This window comes from Streptomyces sp. Mut1, assembly GCF_030719295.1.
Taxonomy (GTDB): Bacteria; Actinomycetota; Actinomycetes; order Streptomycetales; family Streptomycetaceae; genus Streptomyces; species Streptomyces castrisilvae.
Map to the genome: position 1 here is coordinate 4,964,744 of NZ_CP120997.1, position 26,990 is coordinate 4,991,733.

Below are 26,990 nucleotides of genomic sequence, written 5' to 3' on the forward strand. Positions count from 1 at the left end.
ACGGGCGCCATGGCCCCGGCCGACTGGGAAGCGCTGCGTACGGCCGCCCGGGACGCGATGTCCCGGGCGTACGCCCCGTACTCGGGCTACCCGGTCGGCGCGGCCGCCCGGGTCGACGACGGCCGCACGATCTCCGGCTGCAACGTCGAGAACGCCTCGTACGGCATCGGTCTGTGCGCCGAGTGCGGCCTGGTCTCCCAGCTGCACGCCACCGGGGGCGGCCGCCTGACCCACTTCATCTGCGTGGACGGGTCGGGCGAGGTCCTGGTGCCGTGCGGCAGGTGCCGCCAGCTGCTGTACGAGTTCGGCGGACCGGAGCTCGTCCTGGAGACCCCGGACGGCCTGCGCACGCTGGACGAGATGCTGCCGCAGGCGTTCGGCCCCGCACACCTCGGCTGACCACCGCCGGGTGGGCCCGCTCTCCGGGCCCACCCGGCGTCTCTTTCACCCTCTATGCGCGTAGAGTCAACAGGACTCATGCGTACGTACGTAACGGCCGGAAGGACTCCAGACCATGGACGCCATCTCCGTCATCCGCACCAAGCGGGACCGAGGCGAGCTGACCCCCGAGCAGATCGACTGGGTCATCGACGCGTACACCCGCGGCGAGGTCGCAGACGAGCAGATGTCCGCGCTGGCCATGGCGATCCTGCTGAACGGCATGAACCGTACGGAGATCGCCCGCTGGACCGCCGCGATGATCGCCTCCGGTGAGCGGATGAACTTCGACACCCTCTCCCGCCCCACCACCGACAAGCACTCCACGGGCGGCGTCGGCGACAAGATCACCCTCCCGCTCGCCCCGCTGGTCGCCGCCTGCGGCGCGGCCGTCCCCCAGCTCAGCGGCCGGGGCCTCGGCCACACCGGGGGCACGCTCGACAAGCTGGAGTCCATCCCCGGCTGGCGCGCGCACCTCTCCAACGCCGAGATGCTGGACGTCCTCGACACCACCGGCGCCGTCATCTGCGCGGCGGGCGACGGCCTGGCCCCCGCCGACAAGAAGCTGTACGCGCTCCGCGACGTCACCGGCACCGTCGAGGCGATCCCGCTCATCGCCAGCTCGATCATGTCCAAGAAGATCGCGGAGGGCACCGGCGCCCTCGTCCTGGACGTCAAGGTCGGCTCCGGCGCCTTCATGAAGACCCTGGACGACGCCCGCGAACTCGCCTCCACCATGGTCGCCCTCGGCACCGACAGCGGCGTCCGCACGGTCGCCCTGCTCACCGACATGTCCACCCCCCTCGGCCTGACCGCGGGCAACGCGCTGGAGGTCCGCGAGTCCGTCGAGGTGCTGGCCGGCGGCGGCCCCAGGGACGTCATCGACCTCACCCTGGCCCTCGCCCGCGAGATGCTGGACGCGGCCGGCCTCAAGGACGCCGACCCGGAGAAGGCCCTCGCCGACGGCTCCGCCATGGACGTCTGGCGCCGCATGATCTCCGCCCAGGGCGGCGACCCCGACGCCACGCTCCCGGTCGCCCGCGAACAGCACGTCATCAGGGCCTCCTCCTCCGGCGTCCTGACCCGCCTCGACGCCTACGACATCGGCGTGGCCGCCTGGCGCCTCGGCGCGGGCCGCGCCCGCAAGGAGGACCCGGTCCAGGCCGGCGCGGGCGTCGAACTCCACGCCAAGCCGGGCGACGAGATCACCGCGGGCCAGCCGCTGCTGACCCTGCACACGGACACCCCGGAGAAGTTCGACTACGCCCTGAAGGCACTGCCCGACGCCTACGACATCGCCCCGTCGGGCACCCCGTTCACGGCCACCCCGGTGGTGCGGGAACGTATCGCCTGACCCGCGCCTTCCCCGCACGGACGAACGGGACCGGTGGCCCGCCACCGGTCCCGTTCGTCATATCCGCGCGGCGGCCCCCCGATGAGTTTCCGGCGCACCGGCGGTCTCCCCCATATGGACGCCTCGCCCCCACCCGCCCTCGTCGTCTCCGGCCACCTCACCCGCGAGGCCGTCCGCCACCTCTGCGCGGACCTGGAAGCGCTCCTGTCCACGTCGGACACCCCCGTGGTGGACTGCGACGTGAGAGCCATCGCCCACCCGGACCTGACCACGGTCGAGGCCATAGCCCGCCTCGCCCTGACCGCCCGCCGAGCGAACGGCCGCCGCCTGCGCCTACGGGGGACACCCCCGGGGCTTCGTGCGCTGCTGGAGTTGGTGGGGCTGGGGGAGGTGACGTTCTGAGGCGGGGCGGGGAGGTCCGGGTGCTCGGGGGTCAGGCGCCCGGGCCCGCTCCGTGCAGCAAGGTCTCGATGATGCGGGCGGCGAGGGCGTCCGGGTCGGACCCGTCCGGGTTGCCGCGCAGGGACTCGCCGATGAGCGCGTAGTAGACCCGCCGCACCCAGTCCAGGTCGGCCGACTCGTCGATGAGCTTCTCCGTCCGTGCCCGCGTGAGTACGGCGACGCAGCGGCGGTCGATGTCCTGCTGGAGGGCGGCGGCCTCGCTGTCCGGGTCGGCCGGCAGCTCCAGCGCGAATGCCCAGGCGCCCTTGACCTGGAGGACGTTGGCCGTGATCCGGTGCATGGCCACCAGTGGCGGTGCGGTGTCCGGCCTGCCGTCGTCCACCGCCTGGGCGAGCTGACGGGCCGCCGACAGTGCCAGCGCCTCGATCAGTGACTGCCGGTTGGCGAACCGCCGGTGGATCGTCGTGCGGGCCACACCGGCCGCCGCGGCGATCTGCTCCATGGACGCGCCGGGGTCCTCCGCGAGGACCCGCTCGGCCGCCTCCAGCACCGCGCGCACGCTGCGCTCCGCGTCCGCCCGCAATGCCCGTCCCGCCGGCTCGCCCATGTCGCTGCCTCCCTGCTCGACCACTTACCGCGTAACACACTACAGACCTGGTGCGCTCTGTGCTCTAACTGCATCATGAGTGTTGCAGTTGATGGAGTTATCGGTACGCTGATGTATCAGTTGACGCGGATCAGTCGATGAGTCGATCAGCCGATCAAAGGAGCACTCATGTCCAGCAGCACCGGCACCGCCCTCGTCACCGGAGCCTCGTCCGGCCTCGGCGCGGAGTTCGCCGCGCAACTCGCCGCCCAGGGGCACGACCTGATCCTCGTGGCCCGCTCCGGCGACCGGCTCGCCGCGCTCGCCGAGCACCTGAGCGCCGAGCACGGCGTGCGCGCCGAAGTGGTCGTCCAGGACCTCGCCGAGCCGGACGCCGCCCGCCGCATCGCCGACGAGCTGGCGGCCCGCGGTCTGACCGTCGACCTCCTGGTCAACAACGCGGGCTTCGGCACCTGCGGCCGCTTCGAGGAGATACCGGGCGCCCGCGACCACGACCAGCTGATGGTCAACGTCGTCGCGCTGGTCGACCTCACCCACGCACTGCTGCCCGGCATGCTGGAGCGCGGGCGCGGCGCGGTGGTCAACGTCGCGTCCAACGCCGCCTTCCAGCCCTCCCCGTACTTCGCGGTCTACGGGGCGTCCAAGGCCTTCGTGCTCAACTTCGGGCTCGCGCTGCGGCAGGAGTACCGCCGACGCGGCATCCGGGTGCTCACGCTGTGCCCCGGCCCGGTCGAGACCGCGTTCTTCGACGTCATCGGCACCCGCAACGCGGCCGTCACCGGCTCCATGACCACCCCCGAGCCCGTCGTACGCGCCGCCCTGCGCGCACTGGACCGCGACCGCGGCTACCTCGCCCCCGGACTCGGCAACGCCCTGACCGCCCACCTGACACCGCGCCGCCCCCGGACCGTGGTCGCCGCCATAGCCGAACGCATCACCCGCAAGGTCCTGACCCCGGCGCCCACCACCCCGAAGCCGCAGGCGCAGGCGCAGGAGCAGCCGCAGCCGCAGAAGCAGAAGCAGGAGCACACCGCGTGAAGCCCCCTGCCGCGGACGTGAGCCGGTCCGGCCGGCCCGGGGCCGGGCCCGCAACCGAGCACCCCCTCCCGCCCTCTCACGCCCCTTCGGGCACGCCCTCCGCGTCCAAGTGGTCCGGCAGCCCGAACAGCGGGAACCAGCGCGCGGTGTCCAGGAAGCAGTGCATGGCCGTGATCGCGCCGTCCGAGATGTCGATGACCTGGAGCGCCCACGGCACCAACCCGGGCCCCTCCGGATTCGGCTTGTAGTGGGCGAAGGCCGGGGTGCCGTTGGCGGAGACGGTGATCAGGCGGGAGTCGGCGCAGCTCGCGCCGAAGGACGTCATGAAGCCGGTGATGTCGTCGTGGCCCTGGAGCCAGAGGTCGAACGGCGGCATCGTCATCACCGCGTCCTCGTGGAGCAGCGCTGTCAGAGCCTTCATGTCGTAGCCCTCGAACGCCGCCACGTACCGCTCCAGCAGCTTGGCCTGCTCCTCGTCCAGGGGGTTCGCCGCGTCGGCGGCCACGGACTCGTGGTCGGTGAGCGTGGCGCGGGCGCGCTGGAGGGCGCTGTTGACCGAGGCGACGGAGGTGTCGAGCAACTCCGCGACCTCGCTCGCCTTCCACGCGAGCACCTCGCGCAGGATCAGCACGGCCCGCTGCTTCGGCGGCAGGTGCTGGAGCGCGGCGACGAACGCCAGCCGTACCGATTCGCGCGCCACCGCCGCCTCGGCCGGGTCGTCGGCCGAGGGGATGATCCGGCCGTCCGGCATCGGCTCCAGCCAGGTGTTCTCCGGCAGCGGGTTGAGCGCGGCCTGCGCGAGCGGCGTCGGGCCGGACAGGTCGACCGGCCTCGCCCGCTTCTTGCCCGCGTTCAGCATGTCCAGGCAGACGTTGGTCGCGATGCGGTACAGCCAGGACCGCAGCGAGGAGCGGCCCTCGAACTTGTCGAAGTTGCGCCAGGCCCGCACCAGCGTGTCCTGGACCGCGTCCTCCGCCTCGAAGGCCGAACCGAGCATCCGGTAGCAGTAACCGGTCAGCTCGACCCGGTGTCCCTCCAGACGGCTGTCGATATCGGCCGCCGCACCGGTCCCCGTGCCCGATTCCGTCGCTGCCGCCGTCAGATCAGTCATTGCCCGTTCCATCCCTGTCGCGCTGTGACACCGCTCACTACCACCAGCACTTCGGAAGCTATCGCAGGGCACTGACAACGGGGTCGGAAAGAGCTGAAGGCGGTCAGGTCCCCGGCTTGCGGCCGTACACGTAGACGTCGTCGCCGTTCTTCAACACGTTCCAGTATGACTTCGCGTCCGAGGTGCGCATGTTGCCGAAGCACGCGATGCGCCCCTTGTCGGCGGGACGCATCCCGGCCTTGTTCGGGTTCTTCCCGGCCGTCGTCTTCTGCGCGGTGAGCGTCTGCATGGTGCGCCGGGTGACGGGCCCGCGTAACAGGGAGTGGTTGACTGTGCGCCGCATGTCTCAGTTCCGCACGGCCGCCACCGGGGCCGTACGTCTCAGTTCCGTACGGCCGCAACCGGCATCGGCCGCAGCCGTTCGGCGCGGGCGGCCCGGGTTCCGTACAGCGTGATGGTGACGACGCCGAGGACCGCGAGCAGTCCCAGTGCGACCGTGCCCGCCCAGCCGCCCGTGTGGAAGGCGACGGCGCCGAGCGTGCCGCCGGCGCTGGAGCCCAGGTAGTACGCCGACTGGTACAGCGCGGACGCCTGGGCGCGGCCGGTGGTCGCCGTGCGGCTCACCGAGGACGAGGCGACCGCGTGCCCGGCGAAGAAGCCGGCCGTGATCAGCACCAGGCCCAGGAGCACGGCCGCCAGCTGATCGGCGAGCGAGAGCAGCAGACCGGCGGCCGTCGTGGAGACGGCGAGGTACAGCGCACCCCGGCGCCCGAGCCGGGCGACGAGCTTCCCCGCCGCGGCCGAGGAAACCGTACCGACCAGGTAGACCAGGAAGATCGAGCCGACGATCCCCTGCGGAAGGCTGAACGGCGCCTCCACGAGCCGGTAGCCGATCACCGTGTAGACCGCGCCGAACACCGTCATGAACAGCGCGCCGATCGCGTACAGCCGCCGCAGCAGCGGGTCGGCGAGGTGCGTGCCCACGGTCTTCGCCAGGGCCTTCGGGTTCAGCGAACCGGGGGTGAAGTGCCGGGCGCGCGGGATCATGAAGTGGAAGACGACCGCGCAGGCCACGGCCAGCAGCCCGACCGCGCCGAGCGCCGCCCGCCAGCCCCACAGCTGGGCGACCCAGCCGGTGAGGATGCGGCCGCTCATCCCGCCGATGCTGTTGCCGGCCACGAAGAGCCCGATCGCGGCGACGAGCGCCTTCGGCCGGACCTCCTCCGCCAGGTACGCCATCGCGGAGGCGGGCAGTCCGGCGAGCGCGGCACCCTGGACGGCGCGCAGCGCGATCAGCCAGCCCAGGGAGGGGGCGAACGGTACGAACAGCCCGACGGTCACCGCGACCACCAGCGACGCGGTCATCATCTGCCGCCGCCCGAACCGCTCGGACAGCGCGCTCATCGGCAGTACACACAGCGCCAGCGCGCCCGTCGCGGCGGAGACCGTCCAGCTCGCCTGCCCTGCCGTGGCGCCGAAGGAGGCGGAGACGGCGGGCAGCAGGGCCTGGGTGGAGTAGAGGAGCGCGAACGTCGCGACACCGGCGGCGAAGAGGGCGAAGCTCATCCGGCGGTAGCCGGGGCGCCCGGGTTCGAGCCGGTCCGCGGTGTCGGACCCGGCTGCGACGGTGGTGGTGACGGGGGACGACGGGGTCGAGGCGGCCACGGTAAGGGTGGACGCCCCGGTACTGGCGGGAGGCATGCAAGGAATCTAGGCAGCCCGCCATTCATGCGTCCAATGCACAAACAGCGAATAATCAATCCCATGGCGCATCAACACAGCTCACAGCCACGGCTGTCACCGGGCAGTTACGAAGAAGACATCCGCGCGGTACTCGCGCCCCGCCTCGCCTACTTCGAGGCGGTCGCCCGCCACGAGCACGTCACCCGCGCCGCGCACGAACTGGGCGTCCCGCAGTCCACGCTCTCGCGGGCCATGGTCCGGCTGGAACAGGACCTCGGCGTCGCCCTGTTCGCCCGCAAGGGCCGCACGGTCTCGCTCACCCCGGCCGGCCGCACCTTCCTCGGCTCGGCCGAGCGCGCCCTCGCCGAGGTGGAGAAGGCCGCCGACTCGGTACGCGCCGACGCCGACCCCACCGCGGGCAGGGTCGCCTTCGGCTTCCTCCACACGATGGGCTCCGAAACCGTCCCCGCCCTCATCCGCGCCTTCCGCGCCGACCACCCCCGGGTCCGCTTCCAACTCGTCCAGAACTACGGCGAAGCCATGATCGAACGCCTCCGCGCGGGCGGCCTCGACCTCTGCCTCACCTCACCGGTCCCGGACGCCCCCGACCTCGTCACCCGCCGCCTGGACGAACAACGCCTCCGACTGGTCGTCCCCGACGACCACCGCCTGGCCACCCGCCGCCGCATCCGCCTCGCCGAAGCCGCCGACGAAACCTTCGTCACCCTCGAACCCGGCTACGGCCTCCGCCGCATCACGGACGACCTCTGCACCGAGGCGGGCTTCGTCCCCCGCGTCGCGTTCGAGGGCGAGGAGGCGGAGACACTGCGCGGCCTGGTCGCGGCGGGCCTGGGCGTGGCCCTGCTCCCGCCCCCGGCGGTGGCCCGGCCGGGGGTGGTGGAACTGACGGTGACGGCACCACGGGCGGTACGCGAGATCGGGGTGGCCTGGCTGGACGGCCACCCGGACACGGCTCCGGTGGCGGCGTTCAAGAAGTTCCTGCTGGGGCGGCGGGGGAGCTTGTTGGCATAGGGGCGGGGTCTGTGGCTCCCACCCGCAGAGGTGCGGTGACGCGACAGCACCATACGGCGTTCGAGGCGCGTGGAGTGAAGCGCGATCCCTTCGCGGCCCGGCCCCTGACCCGAAGGCTTGGGGGCGGGCGGGTCCGGTGCGTGTTGCGGCCTGGGATTCTGCCTTGGTCCGGGTCTGCGCATGGTGCGGAGCGAATCACCGGAGACGCTGAGGCCCCGACGGAACCATCCCCGCGTGTGCGGGGAGCAGTTGTGCGCGGCAGACTCGTCGGGGCCATCCCCGCTGTCGCGAGGAGCTTACTTACCTGCTCCGAGTATGCCTTGGATGACGGTCCGGGTGAATCGTGCCCCGTAGCGGCCGCTTGCCGATGCAAGAGTTCCGAGAAGAACGCATGCGCCGAGTAACCGGGCTACTTCGTTGACGGATGCCCCTGCCAAGCTGAGGACCGTCCCGAGCGTGGCGATGACGCTCACCGTCACCGCTCGTGCCAGCGCTGCACACGAGTGTGCAGAGTAGTCGGCCTTTTGTGGTCTTCCCGCGATGGTTCGCTGAGTAATGTCCATCTTGATCCTGCCTGTCTGAGGGGTGCACGGTGTGCGCCGACGTGAGGCGAGATTAGGGAAGGATCGGCAGACTCGTCGTTCAATCAAGAGATTTCGGAGATTTCTCGCCAGTACATTGGCGTGATTGCTTGTTACGGAGCTGCTGAATCTGCGGAAGGGGGCCATTCCCGCGCGTGCAGGAAGCAGAAGTCGGACCGGTCCATCGAGCGGACGGTGCGTGGAACATCCCCGCGCGTGCGGGGAGCAGACCGGAACGGCGAAAACCGGTGCCGGCTGGTCGGGACCATCCCCGCGCGTGCGGGGAGCAGGGCCGCCCGGGTGGGGTCCGGGCGGCCGGCGGGGGACCATCCCCGCGCGTGCGGGGAGCAGCGCCGATCTCGCCCGGTACTTGCAGTGGCATGGGGACCATCCCCGCGCGTGCGGGGAGCAGAAGAGAACGTCATACACGTCCGCCCCAGGTGTGGGACCATCCCCGCGCGTGCGGGGAGCAGAGCTTCCCGCCGGACATGTCCAGCGCCCCGGCGGGACCATCCCCGCGCGTGCGGGGAGCAGGCCTGGCAGGCCAGGAACACGGCGTTCATGATGGGACCATCCCCGCGCGTGCGGGGAGCAGGTCAACGGAACGGTTACGCCGCCGGACATGCCGGGACCATCCCCGCGCGTGCGGGGAGCAGAGGTGATCTCCACCGAGTGGCCGCCGGTCTTGGGGACCATCCCCGCGCGTGCGGGGAGCAGGCAGTAGAGCGCCTGACAGGCGGCGGCATGGCGGGACCATCCCCGCGCGTGCGGGGAGCAGGGCACGATGCAGGATGCCTACCGCCGTACCCAGGGACCATCCCCGCGCGTGCGGGGAGCAGCTGCGGACGATCTCCGAGACCCGGATCTGCTCCGGGACCATCCCCGCGCGTGCGGGGAGCAGGCGATTCGGGCCGAGACGATGGACGGCTACCAGGGACCATCCCCGCGCGTGCGGGGAGCAGTGGGTCGGTGAAGACGGGCCGGAGCTGCTGGAGGGACCATCCCCGCGCGTGCGGGGAGCAGGCCGGCCCATGCTGCGGCACGACGGGAACCCAGGGACCATCCCCGCGCGTGCGGGGAGCAGTCACGAGAGACGAGACCGGCCGACCTATCGAAGGGACCATCCCCGCGCGTGCGGGGAGCAGAGACGAATCGGAGCGATTACGTGTCTGGTTTCGGGACCATCCCCGCGCGTGCGGGGAGCAGATCTCGTTCAGCACGTGGTCCGGGGCCCCGTCGGGACCATCCCCGCGCGTGCGGGGAGCAGTAGACGAGGTGGTGCCAGACGCCGTCGGCCAGGGGACCATCCCCGCGCGTGCGGGGAGCAGCGCCGGCAACGGTGAGGGGGCGAATCCAGTCGAGGGACCATCCCCGCGCGTGCGGGGAGCAGGGCTGACTTTTACTCCCACAACGGCACCGCGGAGGACCATCCCCGCGCGTGCGGGGAGCAGGAGCGGCTCCACCAGGGCAGCACGACTTCCAGGGGACCATCCCCGCGCGTGCGGGGAGCAGTGGGCGGGGAGGGGGATGAGCCGCAGGGGGCTGGGACCATCCCCGCGCGTGCGGGGAGCAGAGGCGGAGTGGAAGGCCGCGTGGATCGACGGTGGGACCATCCCCGCGCGTGCGGGGAGCAGGACGACATCAACGGCGAAGGCCTTTCGGGGGAGGGACCATCCCCGCGCGTGCGGGGAGCAGGTGGTGGGGTCCACGACCTGGAGGTCGACGCCGGGACCATCCCCGCGCGTGCGGGGAGCAGACCGAGACCGTAGAGGAGACCGTCTGATGGCCGGGACCATTCCCGCGCGTGCGGGGAGCAGGAGGACGGCGTCCGACCGGGCCCCCTCCGCCTGGGACCATCCCCGCGCGTGCGGGGAGCAGAGCGCCACCAGCGGCAGCGTCAGGGTCAGCAGGGGACCATCCCCGCGCGTGCGGGGAGCAGTTGCCCCCCGGTGGCTGTCACGGTTTGCACCGGGGACCATCCCCGCGCGTGCGGGGAGCAGACTGCGCGACCTGCGACTTTACCCGGTGGGGGTGCGGTTTCTGACCACTTTCATGCAATCCGACATAACGCCCCCAAGGTATTTAGGTGGTCCAAGTTGCCCAACCCGGAGGGGCATTATCCATGTCCCTCGTCCCTCCCGTGCGGCATTCTCGCTAACCACCCTCGAATGTGCGCAACTTTCATCGTATGAACACTCCGCCCCTCCCACTTCCTATATCCATGACCCATGACCACCGCAAGGCACGGCGCCGCCCGCCCCGGGCTCCACGCCAGGCTCACCACCACCGCCCGCACCGTGTGGGCCAAGCATGATCGGGACTCCGACGGCTGGCTGCCGTTGTGGCGGCACATGGAGGACAGCGCCGCGATCGCGGGGCTGCTGTGGGACACGTGGTTGCCCGTCAACGTCAAGGGACTCATCAGCTCGGCGCTCCCCGGCGGACAACGCGACGGGAGGCGGCTCGCCGTCTGGCTGGCCGGGGCGCACGACATCGGGAAGGCGACGCCCGCCTTCGCCTGCCAGGTTGATCAGCTTGCCGATCGCATGCGTGATGCCGGGCTGGAGATGCGCTCGGCCAAAGCCCTCGGCCCGGACCGCAGGATCGCCCCGCACGGGCTCGCCGGCCAGGCGCTGTTGGGGGAGTGGCTGCGTGAGCGGCACGGCTGGGCGGTGAAGCAGACCGGGCAGTTCACCGTCGTCGTCGGCGGACATCACGGCGTGCCGCCGGAGCCGGGTCAGATCGCCGCCCTGCACAAGCACGGGCACCTGCTGCGCAGCCCCGGGGCGAGCCGGGACGTCTGGCGGCGGGTGCAGGGCGAACTGCTCGACGCGTGTGCGGAGGAGTACCGCGTACAGGACCGGCTGGACGCCTGGCGGGACGTGCGGTTGCCGCAGACCGCGCAGGTGCTGCTCACCTCGCTTGTCATCGTCGCCGACTGGATCGCCAGCAACGCCGACCTCTTCCCGTACTTTCCGCAGGACGCCGCCCGCAGCGGTGCGGAGCGGGTGGCCGCCGCCTGGCGGGGTCTCGACCTGCCTGCCCCCTGGTCCCCGGACGAGCCCGTTGAGGACGCCCAGCAGCTCATCGCGTCCCGCTTCGGCCTTCCGGAGGGTGCGAAGGCCCGGCCTGTGCAGGAGGCCGCCGTCGAACTGGCTCGTTCCATGGGCGAGCCAGGGCTGATGGTGATCGAGGCGCCCATGGGCGAGGGCAAGACCGAGGCCGCTCTCGCCGTCGCCGAGGTCTTCGCCGCCCGCTCCGGGGCAGGCGGCGCCTTCTTCGCTCTTCCCACCATGGCCACGGGCAACGCCATGTTTCCCCGTCTCCTGGACTGGATCGCACGGCTCCCGTCCGCCCGGGGCGCCCAGCAATCCGTACTCCTCGCCCACTCCAAGGCCGCACTGAACGAGGACTTCGCTGAGCTGATGCGGGACAGCGGTCAACGGATCGTCGCCGTCGACCTCGACGCTCCGCAGGCGCCGCGCTGGCGTCCCCGTGACACGAAACACGCGGCTCGCACCGAACTCGTCGCGCACGCCTGGCTGCGGGGACGCAAGAAGGCCATGCTGTCGTCCTTCGTCGCCGGGACCATCGACCAGCTCCTCTTCGCCGGCCTCAAGAGCCGTCACCTGGCGATGCGTCACCTGGCGGTGGTGGGGAAGGTCGTTGTCATTGACGAGGCGCACGCCTACGACACCTACATGAGTGTGTACCTCGATCGCGTGCTGGCCTGGCTCGGCGCGTACCGGGTGCCTGTCGTGATCCTGTCCGCGACCCTTCCCGCCCGCAGACGACGCGAGCTCGTGGAGGCGTACTCCGGCGCGGAGATCCAAGCGAGCGATGTCCAGCCGGCGTTCGAGGAGGTCGCCGAGGTCACCGCCTATCCCTTGCTGACCGCTGTGGGTCACGGCCGTCCGCCGGTCGTGCGGAGCCCCGATGCCTCCGGCCGCGGAACGGACGTCGTACTCGAACGGATCGAAGACGACGTCGATGCCCTCGTCGGACGGCTCGCCCACGAGCTGGAAGGGGGTGGCTGCGCACTCGTCGTACGCAACACCGTCAAGCGAGTGCTGGAGACCGCGAAGGCGCTCAGAAGGATGTTCGGCGACGAGCACGTCACGGTCGCGCACTCGTGCTTCATCGACGTCGACCGGGCGGCAAAGGACGCGGACCTTCTCAAACGCTTCGGTCCTCCGGGCAAGGCGGACGGACGTCCGGCCGGACCGCACATCGTCGTGGCCAGCCAAGTGGCGGAGCAGTCCCTTGATGTCGACTTCGATCTGCTCGTCACCGACCTCTGCCCGGTCGACCTCCTGCTCCAGCGCATGGGCCGCCTGCACAGGCACATGCGCGGCGCGGGCCAGCAGGACCGCCCCGAGCGGCTGCGTCGCGCGCGCTGCCTGGTCACCGGCGCCGACTGGGACGCCGACGTGCCCGTACCCGTACGGGGGTCGGTTGCCGTGTACGGGGCGTACACGCTCCTTCGGTCGGCCACCGCCCTTCTGCCGCACTTCGAGCAGGGGGAGGCGCGCCCCGTACGGCTGCCCGACGACATCAGCCCTCTCGTTCAGGCCGCGTACGCGGACGACGCCGACTGCCCCGACGGCTGGGCGGACGCGATGGCCGATGCGCGCGACCGCTACGAGCAGCACCGCGCGGACCAGGCCGAGCGTGCGGCCGTGTTCCGGCTCGGAAAAGTGGGCAAGGCGGGCAGGCCGCTGTTCGGGTGGGTCGCGGCGGGGGTGGGCGACGCGGACGACAGCCTGGCCGGGCGCGCTCAGGTCCGCGACAGCAGGGAGAGCTTGGAGGTCGTCGTGGTCCAGCGGCGGGATGACGGGACGCTGGTAACGGTTCCGTGGCTCGCTCCCGACCGGCGCGGCAATCCGCTCGGAGGGCTGGACCTGCCCCTGGACCAGGTGCCGACCCGGCAGGCCGCGCGTGCGGCGGCGAGTTGTGGCTTGAGGTTGCCGATCCAGTTCTCGTACGCCGACGTCATGGAGCGGGCAATCGCCGAGCTGGAGGAACTGTATGTACCCGCTTGGCAGGTGAAGGAAAGCCAGTGGCTCTCCGGCCAGCTGATTCTCGCGCTGGACGAGGATTGTCAGACCCACCTGGCAGGCTTTTCCCTGAGCTACAGCGAGAGCGACGGCCTTGAGGTGACCCGTGCCTGAAACTGATGAAAACGCGACCCTTGCGCTGTCGTTCGATCTCACTGCGGATCCTTGGATTCTGGTTTTAGGTCAGGGCGGCGAACATGGTGAGCTCTCGCTGCGGCAGGTCTTCGACCAGGCGCATGGCCTGCGCCGGCTCGTCGGAGACCTGCCCACCCAGGAATTCGCCCTGCTGCGGCTCCTGCTCGCCGTCGCGCACGACGCACTCGGCGGACCACGGGACGTCGAACACTGGGCGGAACTGTGGGCCGACGACGACTGTTTCGCGCCGGTCGGGGCCTACCTCGATGAACATCACCGCCGATTCGGCCTCTTCGACGACCGTACGCCGTTCTTCCAGGTGGCCGGACTGCACACAGCGAAGGGCGAGGTCTCGTCCCTGAACCGGATCGTTGCCGACGTGCCCAACGGGGCACCCTTCTTCAGCTCCCGTATGCCGGCTGTCGACCGGCTGACGTATGCGGAAGCCGCCCGATGGGTCGTGCACGCGCACGCGTACGACACGTCCGGCATCAAGACCGGTGTTGTGGGCGACAGCCGGGTCAAGGGCGGCCGGGTCTACCCGCTCGGGGTCGGCTGGGCAGGCAATCTGGGAGGAGTCTTCGCCGAAGGACGCACGCTGCGCGAAACCCTCCTGCTCAACATGGTGGCGCCCGCGGACACCGTCGGCCTCAGCGACTGGGACGCCGGTGACGACCTTCCCGCCTGGCGACGCGATGCGTGCGGACCCGGCGCGGAGCCCGTACGCCGCCCCACCGGCGTCCGCGACCTCTACACCTGGCAGAGCCGGCGCCTCCTCCTCCACGCGGACGGCGACGGCGTACACGGCGTGGTGCTCGGTTACGGTGACCCGCTCACCGCCCGCAACAAGCACGGCTGCGAGCCGATGACCGCGTGGCGGCGCAGCAAGACGCAGGAGAAGAAGCACGGCGAGTCGACTGCCTACATGCCCCGCGAGCACGATCCGGCCCGCTCGGCGTGGCGAGGGCTCGCTTCCCTGATCGCGAACAGGGGCGCACCGGCACAGGGTGCGGAAGCCGCGGACTACCTGCCGCCCAGGCTCTTCGAGTGGATCTCCCAGCTCGTGACGAGCGACGAGCTGGATGAGGACTTCCTGGTCAGGGCGCACATCGTCGGAGCCCGGTTCGGGACGCAGCAGTCGGTGATCGACGAGGTCGTCGACGACCACGTGTCCATGGCGGTGGTCCTGCTCCATGAGCGCAAGAGCGAGTACGCGGAGCAGGCGATCAGCGCCGTCACCGACGCCGAGGAGGCCGTCACCGCGCTCGGTGACCTCGCGACGAACCTCGCCCGTGCCGCCGGCACCGACAGCGAGGGGCCCAGGGCCACGGCGCGCGACTCGGGGTTCCACGTGCTGGGCACCCACTACCGGACTTGGCTCGCCGCTCTGGACGGCAGCGCAGACCCGTACGCGGCACGGGCCGAGTGGCAGCGGCAGGTACACCGAATCGTGGGCGGACTCGGGGACGGCCTCATCGACCGGGCCGGCGATGCCGCTTGGCAGGGCCGGGTCATCACGGTCAAGTCGCGCACGGAATGGCTGAACGCCGGCCTCGCCGACAACTGGTTCCGCTACCGCCTCGGCACCTGCCTGGGCCATCCCCGGGATTCCGGCCAACCGACGGACACAGGCGGCGAATCAGAAGCCACCGTGCCTGCCGCCGCCATGTCCGCTTCGGCCGCTGCCGCACCCGTCACTGAGGGGCACGTATGACGACGACCATCATTCCGCTTTCGCCTCGCAAGCGAGTTGAAGAGCTCGCCGCCGAGCGCATCGCCGTGTACCAACGCGGATATCTGGCCGACGAGTCGAGCGCCGTCGCGGCTCTCGCGAGGTTGCGCAGAGGTGCCGGGCAGAAGCCGGAGCGGTTGCCCGACCTGTGGAACCTTGTCGACACCTCACCCCTGCACGTCCGGCGCGAGGACGCTCGTGAACTGAGCGAGACCGAGCTCGAACACGCGGAGAACGCCCTCCACACGGCTCTCACCCTATGGGCGTTGCATCAGCAGTCCCGCCGCGACGCGGGCATGCACCAAAGGGACGGCCGCGGGAAACCACGCGGGGTGGGTGCCGCTGTGCGTCGCATGATGAAGCGGGACGAGATCGACGAGCCGCTCCGTAAGCGGCTGGTCCGGGCCGGAACCGCGCCGGACCTGCCCACCCTCGGGCAGCGCTTGAGAGACATCGTTCTGCTGCTGCGCCGCGAGCAGTTCTCCCTCGACTACGCGCTGCTCGCCGGCCAGCTCTACGCGTGGCAGTGGCCGGACGGCCCCGACCATGTGCGCAGGGAATGGGGACGCTCGTTCCACGCCTGGCAGGGGGAGGAGCCGAGCGACGGCCACGGGCCGGGTGGCGACGAGCCGGCAGGCGGCGAACAAGCCGCCGCCGGGCTGTAGACCCCCGCTGGGCGCCGGCCGCCGCTCGTCCGAGCCATCCGCGGAACAGCACCGGCACCGGCATCAGCACCCGCCTCCGAACAACAACCGATGGCCCGCCGGCCTCGGCAGCCTCCACACACCAGCCAGTACGACAAGGACGCCTCGTGAACCGTTTCTACCTCGATGTGCACGCCCTGCAGACCGTTCCACCGAGCAACCTGAATCGCGACGACACCGGTTCCCCGAAGTCGTCGGTGTACGGGGGAGCGCCCCGCGCCCGGGTCTCCAGCCAGGCATGGAAGAAGGCCACCCGGGACTACTTCGGGGCGAAGAACCTCCTCGACCCCAGCGAGCTGGGCGTACGGACCAAGAAGGTCGTAGAGGTGCTCGCCGACCGAATCCGCGAGCACGACGCTTCCGTGACGGAGTCCGACGCCTTGGAGCTGGCGGCCGAGGTCGTCGCCGCCACAGGGCTCAAGATCGAGGTCCCCAAGCGCAAGAGTTCGAAGAAGGCGGGGGCGGATGATGCTGGAGCCGATGAGGAGACGCAGGATCGGCCGCCCCAGGCCAAGTACCTGGTCTTCCTCAGCACACGGCAGCTCGACGGACTGGCCCGGTTCGCCGTCGAGGGCGCGGCCGACATCGCGAAGTTCCTGAAGGACAAGGACAACAAGGCCCGGGTGAAGCAGATCGCGGACACCCGTCACTCGGTCGACATCGCCCTGTTCGGACGTATGGTCGCCGACTCGACCGACTTCAACGTGGACGCGGCGGTGCAGGTCGCCCATGCCATCAGCGTCCACCGCGTGGACAACGAGTCCGACTACTACACGGCGGTCGACGATCACAACAAGGACTCCGAGCCGGGAGCCGGAATGATCGGCACCGTCGACTTCAACTCGGCGACGCTCTATCGCTACGCAGCCCTCGGTATCCACCAGCTGGCAGCCAACCTGGGGGAGGGGCTGCGCGAGGACGAGTCGAAGATCACCCCGGTGCGCCGTGCCGCCGAAGCGTTCATCCAGGGCTTCGTGGAGTCCCTGCCCACCGGAAAGATCAACACGTTCGGCCACCACACGCTGCCCGACGCCGTCGTCGTCAAGCTCCGGACCACCCGCCCCGTCAGCTTCGTCGCGGCGTTCGAGGAGCCGGTACGCGGAGACCTCGGTGGTCACGTGTCCGAGGCATGCGCGCGCCTCGCGGAGTACATCCCGGACGTCGAGCGGGCGTACGGCGACGAGGGCTCCACGCTCACGTGGGTGCTTCGCGTCGGCCCGAACACCAGGAAACTCGCGGACATCGGTACGGAGTCCGCGAGCATCGGCGAACTCGTCGCCTCGGTGGGGCAGGCCGTCGCCGAGCGCCTGGAGAAGCCCGAATGAGCGTGCTGGCCCTGAGGCTGGCGGGCCCCATGCAGTCCTGGGGTTCGTCGGCCCGCTTCGCCCGTCGCACGACGGAATCGGCACCGACGAAGAGCGGAGTGATCGGCCTGCTCGCGGCGGCGGCAGGCATCGAACGAGGTGACGACGAGGCACTGGCTACCCTCGCGGACGGTCTGAGGTTCGGCGTTCGGATTGACCAACCCGGCAGCCGCGTACGGGATTTCCAGACAGCACACCACGGTGTCACCGGCGCTTCCATGCCCCTGTCCGAGCGCTTCTACCTGGCCGATGCTGTATTTGTAGCGGCGGTTGCGGGCGAGACCGGCCTCCTCACCCGCCTGTTCGGGGCCTTGCGGGCTCCCGCGTACCCGCCGTTCCTCGGCCGCCGCTCCTGCCCGCCCGCGCAGCCGGTGGAGCTGGGGCTGCGCGACGGCGATTCGCTTCAGCAGGCGCTGACGGACGAGCCATGGCAGGCCGCTGCCTGGTACCGCCGCAGGCACCAGGATGAGGCAATGGTGTCCCTCACCGTGCTCCGTGAGGCGGACGAGGACGAGCACGACGCGGATCACCAGCGCGACCAGCCCCTGAGCTTCGCGGCTGAGCAACGCCGACACGCCCTGCGCACGGTGGTCAGCAGGTCGGTGAACGTTCCCAACCCGGACGTCGTGCGCCAACAGGCCGGACGGCCTCGGCACGATCCGTTCGACGCCCTGGAGGAGAGCGTCTGATGTTCCTGACCCGCTTCCGTATGAACACGGCGCGCACGGGCGCGCGCCGTCTGCTGTCCTCGCCGCAGGTGCTGCACGCGGCCGTCATGGCGTCGTTCCCCGGGCTCCTGCCCACGCAGACCGCTGCCGCTCCCAACGGCCCGCGAGTGCTGTGGCGCATCGACCAGAACGCGCGGGCCGAGGTACTGCTGTACGTGGTGAGCCCGGAGAAGCCCGATCTGACGCACCTGGTGGAACAGGCGGGCTGGCCCGCGGCCGCCGATCCTGGGAATCCGGGCTGGCAGACCCGGCCGTATGCCCCGTTCCTCGACCGCCTGGCCCAGGGACAGCGGTGGGCGTTCCGGCTGACGGCCAACCCTGTTCACGACATCCGGCGGAAGCCGGACGAGCCACGTAAACGCACCGCGCACATCACCCCGGTCCACCAGATGGGATGGCTTCTCGACCGTCAGGAGCGCTGCGGTTTCCATGTGGTCGAGAAGCCGCAGAGCGAACGCCTGCTGCCGGGTGGGACCACGTATCGCGGTCACGAGCACCACGGCGACCGGTATCGACTGACGGTTGGTGACCGCAGGGGGCTCGCCTTCGACAAGGCGCGCGCTGAGGGGAAAAGGGGAAACCGCGTCAGCCTGGTGACGGTCACGTTCGACGGCCACCTGGAGGTGACGGACCCGGTGGCGATGCGCAGGGCCCTGGCACAGGGGATCGGCAAGGCGAAGGCGTACGGCTGCGGCCTGCTGACGTTGGCGCCGCTCGACGGAACGGAGTGAACCGGTGGCCACGGTCTCCCAGCGCAGCGCGCTCACGCCTCGCCACCTCACCCGTACCGGTGAGCGGCTGTCCTTCATCTACCTGGAGCGCTGCGTGGTGCACCGGGACGCGAACGCGATCACTGCCGAGGACGCGGAGGGAACCACGCACATTCCCTCCGCGACCATCGGCACCCTGCTCCTGGGCCCCGGAACCCGGATCACGCATCAGGCGATGAGCGTGCTCGGGGAGACCGGTGCCGCCGTGGCCTGGGTCGGTGAACGGGGCGTGCGCTACTACGCGGGCGGCCGTGCGCTGACCCGCTCGTCCGCGCTCGCGGAGGCACAGGCGGTCCAATGGGCCAACGCACGCAGCCGCCTGTCCGTGGCCCGTGCGATGTACCGGCTGCGCTTCCCGGACGAGGACCCCGAGGGGCTCACCCGCAAGGGGCTCCTCGGCCGAGAGGGCCGCCGGGTGAAGGACTGCTACCGTGCCGAGGCGGCCCGTACGGGCATTCGCTGGCGGGGCCGCAAGTACGTCCCGGGCGACTTCGCCGCCGGCGACGCGGTCAACCAGGCGATCACCGCGGCAGCCCAGTGCATGTACGGAGTGGCCCACGCCGTCGTATCGTCCCTCGGCTGCAGCCCGGCCCTGGGCTTCGTGCACTCCGGCCACGAGCTTTCCTTCGTCCTGGACATAGCCGACCTGTACAAGACGGAGGTCGGCATCCCTCTGGCCTTCGACGTGGCCGCGGAGAGCGAGGAGGACGTTGCTTCCCGCACTCGGAGGGCTCTGCGCGACCGCATCAATGAGATGTCCTTGCTGGACCGTTGCGTGGACGACATCAAGCACCTGCTCCTTGCCGGCGGCGCGGACGCGGCTAGCGCCTCCGTTGACCGAGACGTGGTCACGCTCCAGAGCGATGGCGGAGTCGAGGTCGCCGCAGGCCGAAACCACGGCGGGCCGGATGGCTACGAGGACGAGGAGATGCTCTGGTGACGGTGATCGTGCTCACCAACTGTCCGGCCGGTCTGCGTGGCTTTCTCACGCGCTGGCTCCTTGAGATCTCCGCAGGCGTCTTCATCGGCAACCCCTCGGCGAGAGTCCGCGACGTCCTCTGGGCGGAAGTCCAGGAGTACGCGGACCAGGGCCGCGCCCTGCTGGCCCACACGGCCAACACCGAGCAGGGCTTCACCTTCCGGACGCACGACCACAAGTGGCACCCGACCGACCACGAGGGCCTGACCCTGATCCGCCGCCCGAGCGAGGGTGCGGCGACCAGGAAGCAGTCGCCGGAGGGCCCGAAACCGGGCTGGAGCAGAGCGGCCAAGAGGCGGCGGTTCGGGAGGGGGTAGACGTGCGGTGCGCAGGGGTGTGCATTTTGGGTTCTTTGATGGTTTCGGTGAAAGTGGTGCGGAACGGTATTCCGGCGGAGTAAAGCCGCAGGTCAGGCAGCCTGCTCCCTGCGCGTGCGGGGATGGTCCCCTCACGCTCGACGGTGTGTTGCAGCTGGAGGTCTGCTCCCTGCGCGTGCGGGGATGGTCCCCGTTGCACACGACGGCGAGCGCGGGCCTGCTCCTGATTCCCCGCGCGTGCGGGGATGGTCCCGTGCCCGCGCCTTGACGGGCAACGACGTGGCCCTGCTCCCCGCGTGCGCGGGAATGACCCCCACAATGTGAACGTCTTCGAGAAACCGGCCGACTGCTCCCCGCGCGCGGGGATGGTCCCGCCGGCTGATCGGGCAACGGCCAACGTTGCCACTGCTCCCCGCACCCGCGGGGATGGCCCCGGCTGGCCCGGTAAGGCGACGTGGGGCGCGCTCTGCTCCCCGCACCCGCGCGGGGATGGTCCCCGGGACCTGTTCACCGCCGAGACGGCCCGTGACTGCTCCCCGCACCCGCGGGGGTGACCCCAGGACGAGCCGGTCGCCGTCGGTCATCTGCTCCCCGCGCCCGCGGGGACGCCCCCTACCCCCCCAACGACTCCCCGAACCCCGCCGCCAGTGGCATCCGCAGCCCCAGTGGCGGCGGGGCCGCCAGCGCGTCGGTCACCGGCCGGGCGTACGCGTGGCCGAACAGGGCGCCCCGTACGAAGTCGACGGCCAGCGCCGCGATCTCCGTGCGGTGCTGGCGCAGCGCGTGGCCGTCCGAGTGGACCTCGAAGCGGCACGTGTCGCGGTTGGACTTCTTGGCGCGTTCGGCGAGGCGGAAGGACAGCTCCGGGTCGCAGTGCGCGTCATTGGTGCCGTGGACGAGGAGGACGGGGCGGCCGACCAGGTGTTTGACCGGTTCGGGGTCGGCCGAGGGGTCGGCCGGGAGCCAGGGGGCCAGGGCCAGGACCGCGGTGACCGCCGGGTGGCCGCCGGCGCGCAGGGCCGCGCGGGCGCCCATGCCGTGGCCGGCCAGGCAGACGGGGACGTCGCCGTAGCGGCGTACCGCCTCGTCCACCGCCCACTCGGCGTCCGCCGCGAGGTGGGCCTCGTCCGCGTTCCAGCCGCGGCAGCGGTAGCGCACCACGTGGGCGGCGAGGCCGTCGGTGCGGCCCGCGCGGGCCAGGGCGCGGGCCAGCGGGAGCCGGCGGGCGTAGGAGAGGGGGGAGGGGCGGCGGTGGGAGTGGGGCTCGCCGTCCGGGAGCAGCAGGACCACGCCGCCGACCGTTGTTGCTCCGGCCGCCGCTCCGACGGCCCGTCCCAGCCTTGCCGCAGGCAGGGGGAGTGCGCGCTGTGCCATGACGTAACAGTGTCAGAAGGAAGGGTGTACGCCACCCGTATTCGCGGTCTCTGTTACGCATCGGCCGGCGCGCTCTACGCGCGTAGGCGTTAGAGTGCGTGGATGATGAGCCCGACCCTCAATGTGCCCGGCCAGGATCAGATCCGGCGTGCCCCCAAGGTCCTTCTGCACGACCACCTCGACGGCGGCCTGCGCCCCGGGACGATCGTCGACCTCGCGGCGGCGACCGGTTACGACGCGCTGCCCGAGAGCGAGCCGGACAAGCTCGGCATCTGGTTCCGGGAGGCCGCCGACTCCGGTTCGCTGGAGCGGTATCTGGAGACGTTCGCCCACACCTGCGCGGTCATGCAGACCCGTGACGCGCTGTTCCGGGTCGCCGCCGAGTGCGCGGAGGACCTGGCGGCCGACGGTGTCGTCTACGCCGAGGTGCGGTACGCCCCCGAGCAGCACCTGGAGGCCGGGCTGACCCTCGAAGAGGTCGTGGAGGCCGTCAACGAGGGCTTCCGTGAGGGTGAGCGGCGGGCCCGGCGGGACGGGAACCGCATCCGGGTCGGCGCCCTGCTCACCGCGATGCGGCACGCCGCGCGGTCGCTGGAGATCGCCGAGCTCGCCAACAGCTACCGGGACCAGGGCGTCGTCGGCTTCGACATCGCGGGCGCCGAGGCAGGGTTCCCTCCCACCCGGCACCTGGACGCCTTCGAGTACCTCAAGCGCGAGAACAACCACTTCACCATCCACGCGGGCGAGGCCTTCGGGCTGCCGTCGATCTGGCAGGCCATCCAGTGGTGCGGCGCCGACCGGCTCGGCCACGGGGTCCGCATCATCGACGACATCGAGGTCGCGGAGGACGGCGGGGTGAAGCTGGGCCGCCTCGCCTCGTACGTACGGGACAAGCGCATCCCGCTGGAGCTCTGCCCGACGTCCAACCTCCAGACCGGGGCCGCCGCCTCGTACGCCGAGCACCCCATCGGACTCCTGCGCAAGCTGCACTTCCGGGCCACCGTCAACACGGACAACCGGTTGATGAGCGGTACGAGCATGAGCCAGGAATTCGAGAAACTGACCGAGACATTCGGATACACGCTCGACGACATGCAGTGGTTCACCGTCAATGCGATGAAATCAGCATTCATTCCTTTCGATGAACGTCTGGCGATGATCAATGACGTCATCAAGCCCGGATATGCCGAGCTGAAGTCCGAGTGGCTTTTTGAGCAGACGGCTGCGACCAGCGTTTCTTCCTCGCTCGCGGGCTGATGCGCCCGGACGGAAAACGGCCGGGTAAGGGGAAGGGCGGCCGTTTTCCGGGGTGATCGACGTTTGCGGGGAAGGGGTGCGGCTGACTACGTTGCGAAGCCGCTCACATCCCCTTCCCCAAGGATGAATGTCATATGAAGCAGTCTGCTGCCAGGACTCTCGGTGTCGCCGCTCTCGGTGCCGCCTTCGCCGCTGCCGCCGCCGGTACCGCTTCGGCCTCCGCGCTGCCGCTCGAAGCCGCGAGCAGCGTCCTGCCCGTCGCCGGTGCGGTCGCCGACGCCACGTCGACGCTGCCGGTCCAGGACACCGCCGACCAGCTGCTCGGCACCAGCCAGACGAAGGTTCTGGGCGACGCCACCACCCCCGTCAGGGGCCTCCTCGGCGGCATGCCGGCCGGCGGTCTGACCACCAGCGGCCTCTCCGCCAACGGCCTGCCGCTCGGCAGCTGAGCCCTCCGCACCACCGCACGCCTGTGGGCGGCCATCCCGACCGGGTGGCCGCCCACAGGCGTGCGTACGGGGGCGGTACGGCTACCAGGCGCTCGCCGCCGAGGAGGAGCGCCCCTCCTCCTGGGGCAGCAGCACCCACAGCGCCAGGTAGAGCAGGAACTGCGGTCCCGGCAGCAGGCACGAGACCAGGAAGATGATGCGCATGGTCCTCGCGGACGTACCGAAGCGCCGGGCCAGCGCCGCGCACACTCCGCCGAGCATGCGTCCGTCGCGGGGGCGGGCAAGTGCGGCCATGATGGGCTCCTTCGCGAACCGTTGCGGTGGGAGCGGTTCGTTGCGCCGCTCCCTGTATCTCCATGGTCGCGCGACGAACGGGGCAAAGCGTCGCTCTACGGGGCCATCCCGACCCTGGAAATCGTCGGGGTCGAACCCTGAGGGGCCTCGTGACCGCTCCGCGACACCTCCCGTACCCGCCTGGGGCCGCCCCGTCGCAGCCGCGCCCGGCCCACCGGTACGACCAGGACGTGGGCGATCGCGACGCCCGCCGTGTTCAGGAACATCGAGTCGACGTCGACCACCTGACCGGGCACCCCGGTCTGCCCCAGCTCGATGGCCAGCGAGATCAGCGCACCGGCCGCGACCGTCCGGGCCAGCGAGGACCACGGGGAGACGTGGAGCCGGCCGCCCGCCATCGGGAGCAGCACGCCCAGCGGCGCCAGCAGCAGAAGCCCCGCGCCGATCCGGCGGGCCGCGACGGCAGGCCCGAGCGACAGATCGGCCTTGATACCGGCGAACGGTGAGAGGTTGGCGGCGGTCACCCACGGCACGTCCAGGGGGCGCAGACTGAGCCACCCGACGAGCAGCAGATGCGCGAGGAGCAGCGACACCCCGACCGCGCGGAAGCGGATGACGGCCTGGCCGTCCGTACCTTGACGCACGAAGCCCTAGACGCGGGCGGCGGCAGGATCGGTTCCGCACGGGCCGGGGAGACCTGCCTCACTGTGCGGGACCACCGGCCACACGGACGGGCCCGGCGGAGGGGCCCTTACGGCAGTCCGACCGAGCCCAGCGTCGGTACCGCCTTCGGGCTGGCCTTCGTCTCCGCCGTGCACAGATAGCCGCGCGCCGGGTACTTCCCCGGGCCGCCCAGCGTCACCGTCTCCCCGGGCGCCAGCTCCTCGTTCTCGGCGAAGGTGCAGACGATCTGGGCCAGCGCCTCGGCCGGCAGGTCCTCCGGCTGCTGGCTGAGCCGCAGCGCCTCCTTCGCGTCGCCCGCGCCGGGCCCGTAGACCCGGAGCGCCTTGGGGACGTCGGTGGAGAAGCCCGCCTGCTGCTCGTAGGCGGTGGGGCGGCGGCGCAGTTCGGTCAGCAGCTCGGTGGCGACCTGAAGACGGTCCGACTTCGCCGCCTCGACCTGCACCGCACGGTCCACCGTCACCAGCTGCGAGGCGCAGACCAGATAGATCTGTACGGGGGCGCCCCGCTCGGCCTCGGCGGCGACGTCCTCGGCGTGCAGCGCGCACGGCACCCGGGACGGGGCGGCTCCGGCGTCGACCGGCACCGATGTGGTGCGGATGCCGCAGCCCGCGACCAGTACGGCACAGAGTGCGGCACCGGCCAGGGCGGCGACGGGGCGGTGTCCCCGGCGTTCGCTGCGCCTCACGTCGGGTCGTCCTCCTGGTGGTCCGGTATCGGTGCGTCGTGGTCCTCGGTGTCACGGCCCAGCGCCTCGGCGTCGCGCGGCAGGCGCAGCACGAAGATCGCGCCGTCGCCGTCCGGCGAGTTCCGGGCGGTGATGTCGCCGTTGTGGATGTGGGCGTTCTCCATGGCGATGGAGAGCCCGAGCCCGCTTCCCTCGGAGCGCGGCCGGGAGGCGCTCGCCTTGTAGAAGCGGTCGAAGACGTGCGGCAGGACGTCCTCCGGGATGCCGGGACCGTGGTCGCGGACCTCGATGACCAGTTCCTCGCCCTCGATGCGCACCGAGACCCGGACCGGCGAACCGCCGTGCTTCAGCGCGTTTCCGATCAGGTTGGCCAGGATCACGTCGAGCCGGCGCGGATCGAGGCGGACCATCATGCCGCGCTCGGCGTCCAGGTCCACCGCGTCCAGCCAGGCGCGGGCGTCGATGCAGGCGGTCACCTGGTCGGCGACGTCCACGTCGTCCAGGACCAGGCGGGCGGTGCCCGCGTCGAAGCGGGTCACCTCCATCAGGTTCTCCACCAGGTCGTTGAGGCGCCGGGTCTCGCTCACCACCAGGTGCACGGCGGGCGCGATCATCGGGTCCAGGCTGTCGGCCTCCTCCTCCAGCACCTCGGCAACGGCCGTGATCGCGGTGAGCGGCGTGCGCAGCTCGTGCGACATGTCGGCGACGAAACGGCGGCTGGCCTCCTCGCGCGCGCTCATGTCCGCGACCTTCTTCTCCAGCGAGCCGGCCGTCTTGTTGAACGTGCGGGAGAGATCGGCCAGTTCATCGGTGCCGGACACCACGAGCCGGGTGTCGAGCTTGCCCTCGCCGAGCTTGCGGGCCGCGTCCCCGAGCCGCTGCACCGGGCGCAGCACGGTCGTCGCGGCGGCCTGGGCGAGCAGGGCCGAGCCGACCAGCGCGAGGGCCGTGGCGATCCCCAGCGACCAGGCCAGGGAACTGAGATCCTGGCGCTCCTGGTCGAGCGACTTGAGCATGTAGCCGGTCGGCCCGCCGCCGATGATCTTCGTACCGGCGACGAGGTACGGCGTACCGCGGATCGAGGTCCGCTGCCAGAACAGGTGGTACTCGTACTTGTTGCCCGCCTTGACCGGCTGCTTCTTGCTGACCTGCTTCTGGAGCGACGGCGGTACGTTGCTGCGCGTGAAGGTGTCCAGGTCGGAGTTGCCGACGATGGGCTTGCCCGGGTCGCGCTCGTCGATCAGGAGCACGCTGTAGCCGGGGCTGCTGCTCGCCATCTGCACGGCCGCCGTCTGGAGGTCCTCCTTGGACGGGCGCGGCGGCAGCGAGGCCGCCCGCGTCTGCATCTCCTGACGGAAGTCCCCGAGCGCCGCGTCCTGCGTACGCGTCAGTACGGCCTCGCGGTTCAGCCAGTACGCGATCCCGGACGCCGACACCGCGGCGGTCAGCGCGACCAGGGCGAACACGACGACGAGCCGCAGCCGCAGGCTGGTCCAGCGGAGCCCGGCCAGCAGGCTCCGCCGCACAGCCGTGCTCACTGCGGCGAGTCCAGCCGGTATCCCACGCCCCGCACGGTACGGATCAGGGTCGGCGACGACGGTACGTCCTCCACCTTGGCGCGCAGCCGCTGGACACAGGCGTCCACCAGCCGGGAGTCACCGAGGTAGTCGTGCTCCCACACCAGGCGCAGCAGTTGCTGCCGGGACAGGGCCTGGCCCGGCCGGCGGCTCAGTTCGAGCAGGAGGCGCAGCTCGGTCGGCGTGAGCTGCAGATCCTCGCCGTTCTTCGTGACGGTCATGGCGGACCGGTCGATCACCACGTTCCCGAACGTCGCGGAGTCGGTGGACTCCCGTTCGCCGCGGCGCAGCACCGCGCGGATACGGGCGTCGAGCACCCGCCCCTGCACAGGCTTGACCACGTAGTCGTCGGCGCCGGACTCGAGGCCCACCACGACGTCGATGTCGTCGCTGCGCGCGGTCAGCAGGATGATCGGCAGCTGGTCGGTGCGCCGGATGCGCCGGCACACCTCGAAACCGTCGATCCCGGGCAGCATCACATCCAGCACGACCAGGTCGGGGCGCTGCTCACGCAGCAGGTTGAGGCCGTCCTCTCCCGTCGCCGCGGTGGCCACACGGTGGCCCTGGCGTGACAGTGAGAGTTCGAGGGCCGTGCGGATGGCGTCGTCGTCCTCGATCAGCAACAGGAAAGGCACTTG

The 26,990-nt window shown here is 70.9% G+C and carries 24 protein-coding genes, 2 pseudogenes and 1 CRISPR repeat array; of the genes and pseudogenes, 15 read left to right on the forward strand and 11 right to left on the reverse strand.

All coding sequences use genetic code 11. The features are described 5' to 3' along the window. Positions 1 to 9 precede the first annotated feature (9 nt). From P8A18_RS21655 to P8A18_RS21665, 3 genes are all read left to right on the forward strand, one after another. Entirely contained in the window at positions 10 to 399 is a 390-nt protein-coding gene (locus tag P8A18_RS21655) for a cytidine deaminase (RefSeq protein ID WP_306061057.1), read from the forward strand. A gap of 115 nt (positions 400 to 514) precedes the next feature. Next, positions 515 to 1,792 carry a thymidine phosphorylase gene (locus P8A18_RS21660; protein WP_306056794.1) on the forward strand — a complete coding sequence of 426 codons (1,278 nt, stop codon included), beginning with the start codon at positions 515 to 517 and terminating at the stop codon, positions 1,790 to 1,792. A gap of 81 nt (positions 1,793 to 1,873) precedes the next feature. Further along, positions 1,874 to 2,194, forward strand: coding sequence for an STAS domain-containing protein (locus tag P8A18_RS21665; RefSeq protein ID WP_306056796.1), 321 nt, complete (start codon positions 1,874 to 1,876; stop codon positions 2,192 to 2,194). A gap of 31 nt (positions 2,195 to 2,225) precedes the next feature. Here P8A18_RS21665 and P8A18_RS21670 read toward each other — a convergent pair whose 3' ends face one another. Continuing rightward, positions 2,226 to 2,801, reverse strand: a complete 576-nt coding sequence (locus P8A18_RS21670; protein WP_306056798.1) for a TetR/AcrR family transcriptional regulator — start codon at positions 2,799 to 2,801, stop codon at positions 2,226 to 2,228. Between the two features lie 168 nt (positions 2,802 to 2,969). Here P8A18_RS21670 and P8A18_RS21675 point away from each other — a divergent pair, with 168 nt between their 5' ends. Further along, positions 2,970 to 3,839: an SDR family NAD(P)-dependent oxidoreductase gene (locus tag P8A18_RS21675; protein WP_306056800.1), complete on the forward strand. Its 870-nt coding sequence runs from the start codon at positions 2,970 to 2,972 to the stop codon at positions 3,837 to 3,839. 76 nt (positions 3,840 to 3,915) lie between these two features. Here P8A18_RS21675 and P8A18_RS21680 read toward each other — a convergent pair whose 3' ends face one another. The 4 genes and pseudogenes from P8A18_RS21680 to P8A18_RS21690 all read right to left on the reverse strand — a co-directional run bounded on the left by P8A18_RS21680 (position 3,916) and on the right by P8A18_RS21690 (position 6,651). Further along, positions 3,916 to 4,950 (reverse strand): sigma-70 family RNA polymerase sigma factor, encoded by a 1,035-nt coding sequence (locus tag P8A18_RS21680; RefSeq protein WP_306056803.1) that lies wholly within the window; start codon positions 4,948 to 4,950, stop codon positions 3,916 to 3,918. A 103-nt stretch (positions 4,951 to 5,053) separates the two neighbouring features. Then, positions 5,054 to 5,146: pseudogene (locus tag P8A18_RS34335) on the reverse strand (murein L,D-transpeptidase); the annotation flags it as partial. 3 nt (positions 5,147 to 5,149) lie between these two features. Continuing rightward, positions 5,150 to 5,260: pseudogene (locus P8A18_RS34340) on the reverse strand (murein L,D-transpeptidase); the annotation flags it as partial. Positions 5,261 to 5,331: 71 nt separating this feature from the next. Next, positions 5,332 to 6,651 carry an MFS transporter gene (locus P8A18_RS21690; RefSeq protein WP_306056805.1) on the reverse strand — a complete coding sequence of 440 codons (1,320 nt, stop codon included), beginning with the start codon at positions 6,649 to 6,651 and terminating at the stop codon, positions 5,332 to 5,334. Positions 6,652 to 6,714: 63 nt separating this feature from the next. On the opposite strand from P8A18_RS21690, the gene P8A18_RS21695 reads away from it, so the two are divergent. The 9 genes from P8A18_RS21695 (at position 6,715) to cas2e (ending at position 20,032) form a co-directional block, all read left to right on the forward strand. Next, positions 6,715 to 7,665 carry a LysR family transcriptional regulator gene (locus P8A18_RS21695; RefSeq protein WP_306056807.1) on the forward strand — a complete coding sequence of 317 codons (951 nt, stop codon included), beginning with the start codon at positions 6,715 to 6,717 and terminating at the stop codon, positions 7,663 to 7,665. A gap of 720 nt (positions 7,666 to 8,385) precedes the next feature. Beyond that, positions 8,386 to 10,246: a CRISPR direct-repeat array (repeat unit 29 nt; unit sequence GGGACCATCCCCGCGCGTGCGGGGAGCAG). 228 nt (positions 10,247 to 10,474) lie between these two features. After that, complete coding sequence (gene cas3 / locus P8A18_RS21700; RefSeq protein ID WP_371933700.1) at positions 10,475 to 13,417, forward strand: CRISPR-associated helicase Cas3'; 2,943 nt, start codon at positions 10,475 to 10,477, stop codon at positions 13,415 to 13,417. Further along, complete coding sequence (casA, locus tag P8A18_RS21705) at positions 13,410 to 15,152, forward strand: type I-E CRISPR-associated protein Cse1/CasA (protein ID WP_306056810.1); 1,743 nt, start codon at positions 13,410 to 13,412, stop codon at positions 15,150 to 15,152. Before cas3 ends, casA begins: the two co-directional genes overlap by 8 nt. Beyond that, positions 15,149 to 15,835 (forward strand): type I-E CRISPR-associated protein Cse2/CasB, encoded by a 687-nt coding sequence (gene casB / locus P8A18_RS21710; RefSeq protein WP_306056812.1) that lies wholly within the window; start codon positions 15,149 to 15,151, stop codon positions 15,833 to 15,835. The genes casA and casB overlap by 4 nt, the downstream gene beginning before the upstream one ends. Before the next feature lie 146 nt (positions 15,836 to 15,981). Beyond that, a complete protein-coding gene (cas7e, locus tag P8A18_RS21715; RefSeq protein WP_306056814.1) occupies positions 15,982 to 17,199 on the forward strand; it encodes a type I-E CRISPR-associated protein Cas7/Cse4/CasC in 1,218 nt (405 codons plus the stop codon). Beyond that, positions 17,196 to 17,927, forward strand: a complete 732-nt coding sequence (cas5e, locus tag P8A18_RS21720; RefSeq protein WP_306056816.1) for a type I-E CRISPR-associated protein Cas5/CasD — start codon at positions 17,196 to 17,198, stop codon at positions 17,925 to 17,927. The genes cas7e and cas5e overlap by 4 nt, the downstream gene beginning before the upstream one ends. After that, positions 17,927 to 18,697, forward strand: coding sequence for a type I-E CRISPR-associated protein Cas6/Cse3/CasE (cas6e, locus tag P8A18_RS21725; RefSeq protein ID WP_306056818.1), 771 nt, complete (start codon positions 17,927 to 17,929; stop codon positions 18,695 to 18,697). Before cas5e ends, cas6e begins: the two co-directional genes overlap by 1 nt. 4 nt (positions 18,698 to 18,701) lie before the next feature. Further along, on the forward strand, positions 18,702 to 19,676 hold the full coding sequence (cas1e, locus tag P8A18_RS21730) for a type I-E CRISPR-associated endonuclease Cas1e (RefSeq protein WP_306056820.1): 975 nt from the start codon (positions 18,702 to 18,704) through the stop codon (positions 19,674 to 19,676). Continuing rightward, entirely contained in the window at positions 19,673 to 20,032 is a 360-nt protein-coding gene (gene cas2e, locus P8A18_RS21735; RefSeq protein WP_306056822.1) for a type I-E CRISPR-associated endoribonuclease Cas2e, read from the forward strand. Before cas1e ends, cas2e begins: the two co-directional genes overlap by 4 nt. A 612-nt stretch (positions 20,033 to 20,644) precedes the next feature. On the opposite strand, the gene P8A18_RS21740 is transcribed toward cas2e, so the two are convergent. Then, positions 20,645 to 21,406, reverse strand: coding sequence for an alpha/beta hydrolase (locus P8A18_RS21740; RefSeq protein WP_306056823.1), 762 nt, complete (start codon positions 21,404 to 21,406; stop codon positions 20,645 to 20,647). A 102-nt stretch (positions 21,407 to 21,508) separates the two neighbouring features. Between P8A18_RS21740 and P8A18_RS21745 the strand changes: the two genes are divergently transcribed. Next, positions 21,509 to 22,663: an adenosine deaminase gene (locus P8A18_RS21745; protein ID WP_306056825.1), complete on the forward strand. Its 1,155-nt coding sequence runs from the start codon at positions 21,509 to 21,511 to the stop codon at positions 22,661 to 22,663. A gap of 134 nt (positions 22,664 to 22,797) precedes the next feature. Continuing rightward, on the forward strand, positions 22,798 to 23,112 hold the full coding sequence (locus P8A18_RS21750) for a hypothetical protein (protein ID WP_306056826.1): 315 nt from the start codon (positions 22,798 to 22,800) through the stop codon (positions 23,110 to 23,112). 81 nt (positions 23,113 to 23,193) lie between these two features. Here P8A18_RS21750 and P8A18_RS21755 read toward each other — a convergent pair whose 3' ends face one another. The 5 genes from P8A18_RS21755 to afsQ1 form a co-directional block, all read right to left on the reverse strand. Beyond that, entirely contained in the window at positions 23,194 to 23,406 is a 213-nt protein-coding gene (locus tag P8A18_RS21755) for a PspC domain-containing protein (protein WP_306056828.1), read from the reverse strand. Between the two features lie 95 nt (positions 23,407 to 23,501). Continuing rightward, positions 23,502 to 24,050: a VanZ family protein gene (locus P8A18_RS21760; RefSeq protein WP_018550438.1), complete on the reverse strand. Its 549-nt coding sequence runs from the start codon at positions 24,048 to 24,050 to the stop codon at positions 23,502 to 23,504. A gap of 107 nt (positions 24,051 to 24,157) precedes the next feature. After that, positions 24,158 to 24,775: a hypothetical protein gene (locus P8A18_RS21765; RefSeq protein WP_306056830.1), complete on the reverse strand. Its 618-nt coding sequence runs from the start codon at positions 24,773 to 24,775 to the stop codon at positions 24,158 to 24,160. Further along, positions 24,772 to 26,313 (reverse strand): ATP-binding protein, encoded by a 1,542-nt coding sequence (locus P8A18_RS21770; protein WP_306056831.1) that lies wholly within the window; start codon positions 26,311 to 26,313, stop codon positions 24,772 to 24,774. Before P8A18_RS21770 ends, P8A18_RS21765 begins: the two co-directional genes overlap by 4 nt. Then, positions 26,310 to 26,987 (reverse strand): two-component system response regulator AfsQ1, encoded by a 678-nt coding sequence (gene afsQ1 / locus P8A18_RS21775; protein ID WP_026171255.1) that lies wholly within the window; start codon positions 26,985 to 26,987, stop codon positions 26,310 to 26,312. The genes P8A18_RS21770 and afsQ1 overlap by 4 nt, the downstream gene beginning before the upstream one ends. Positions 26,988 to 26,990 lie beyond the last annotated feature (3 nt).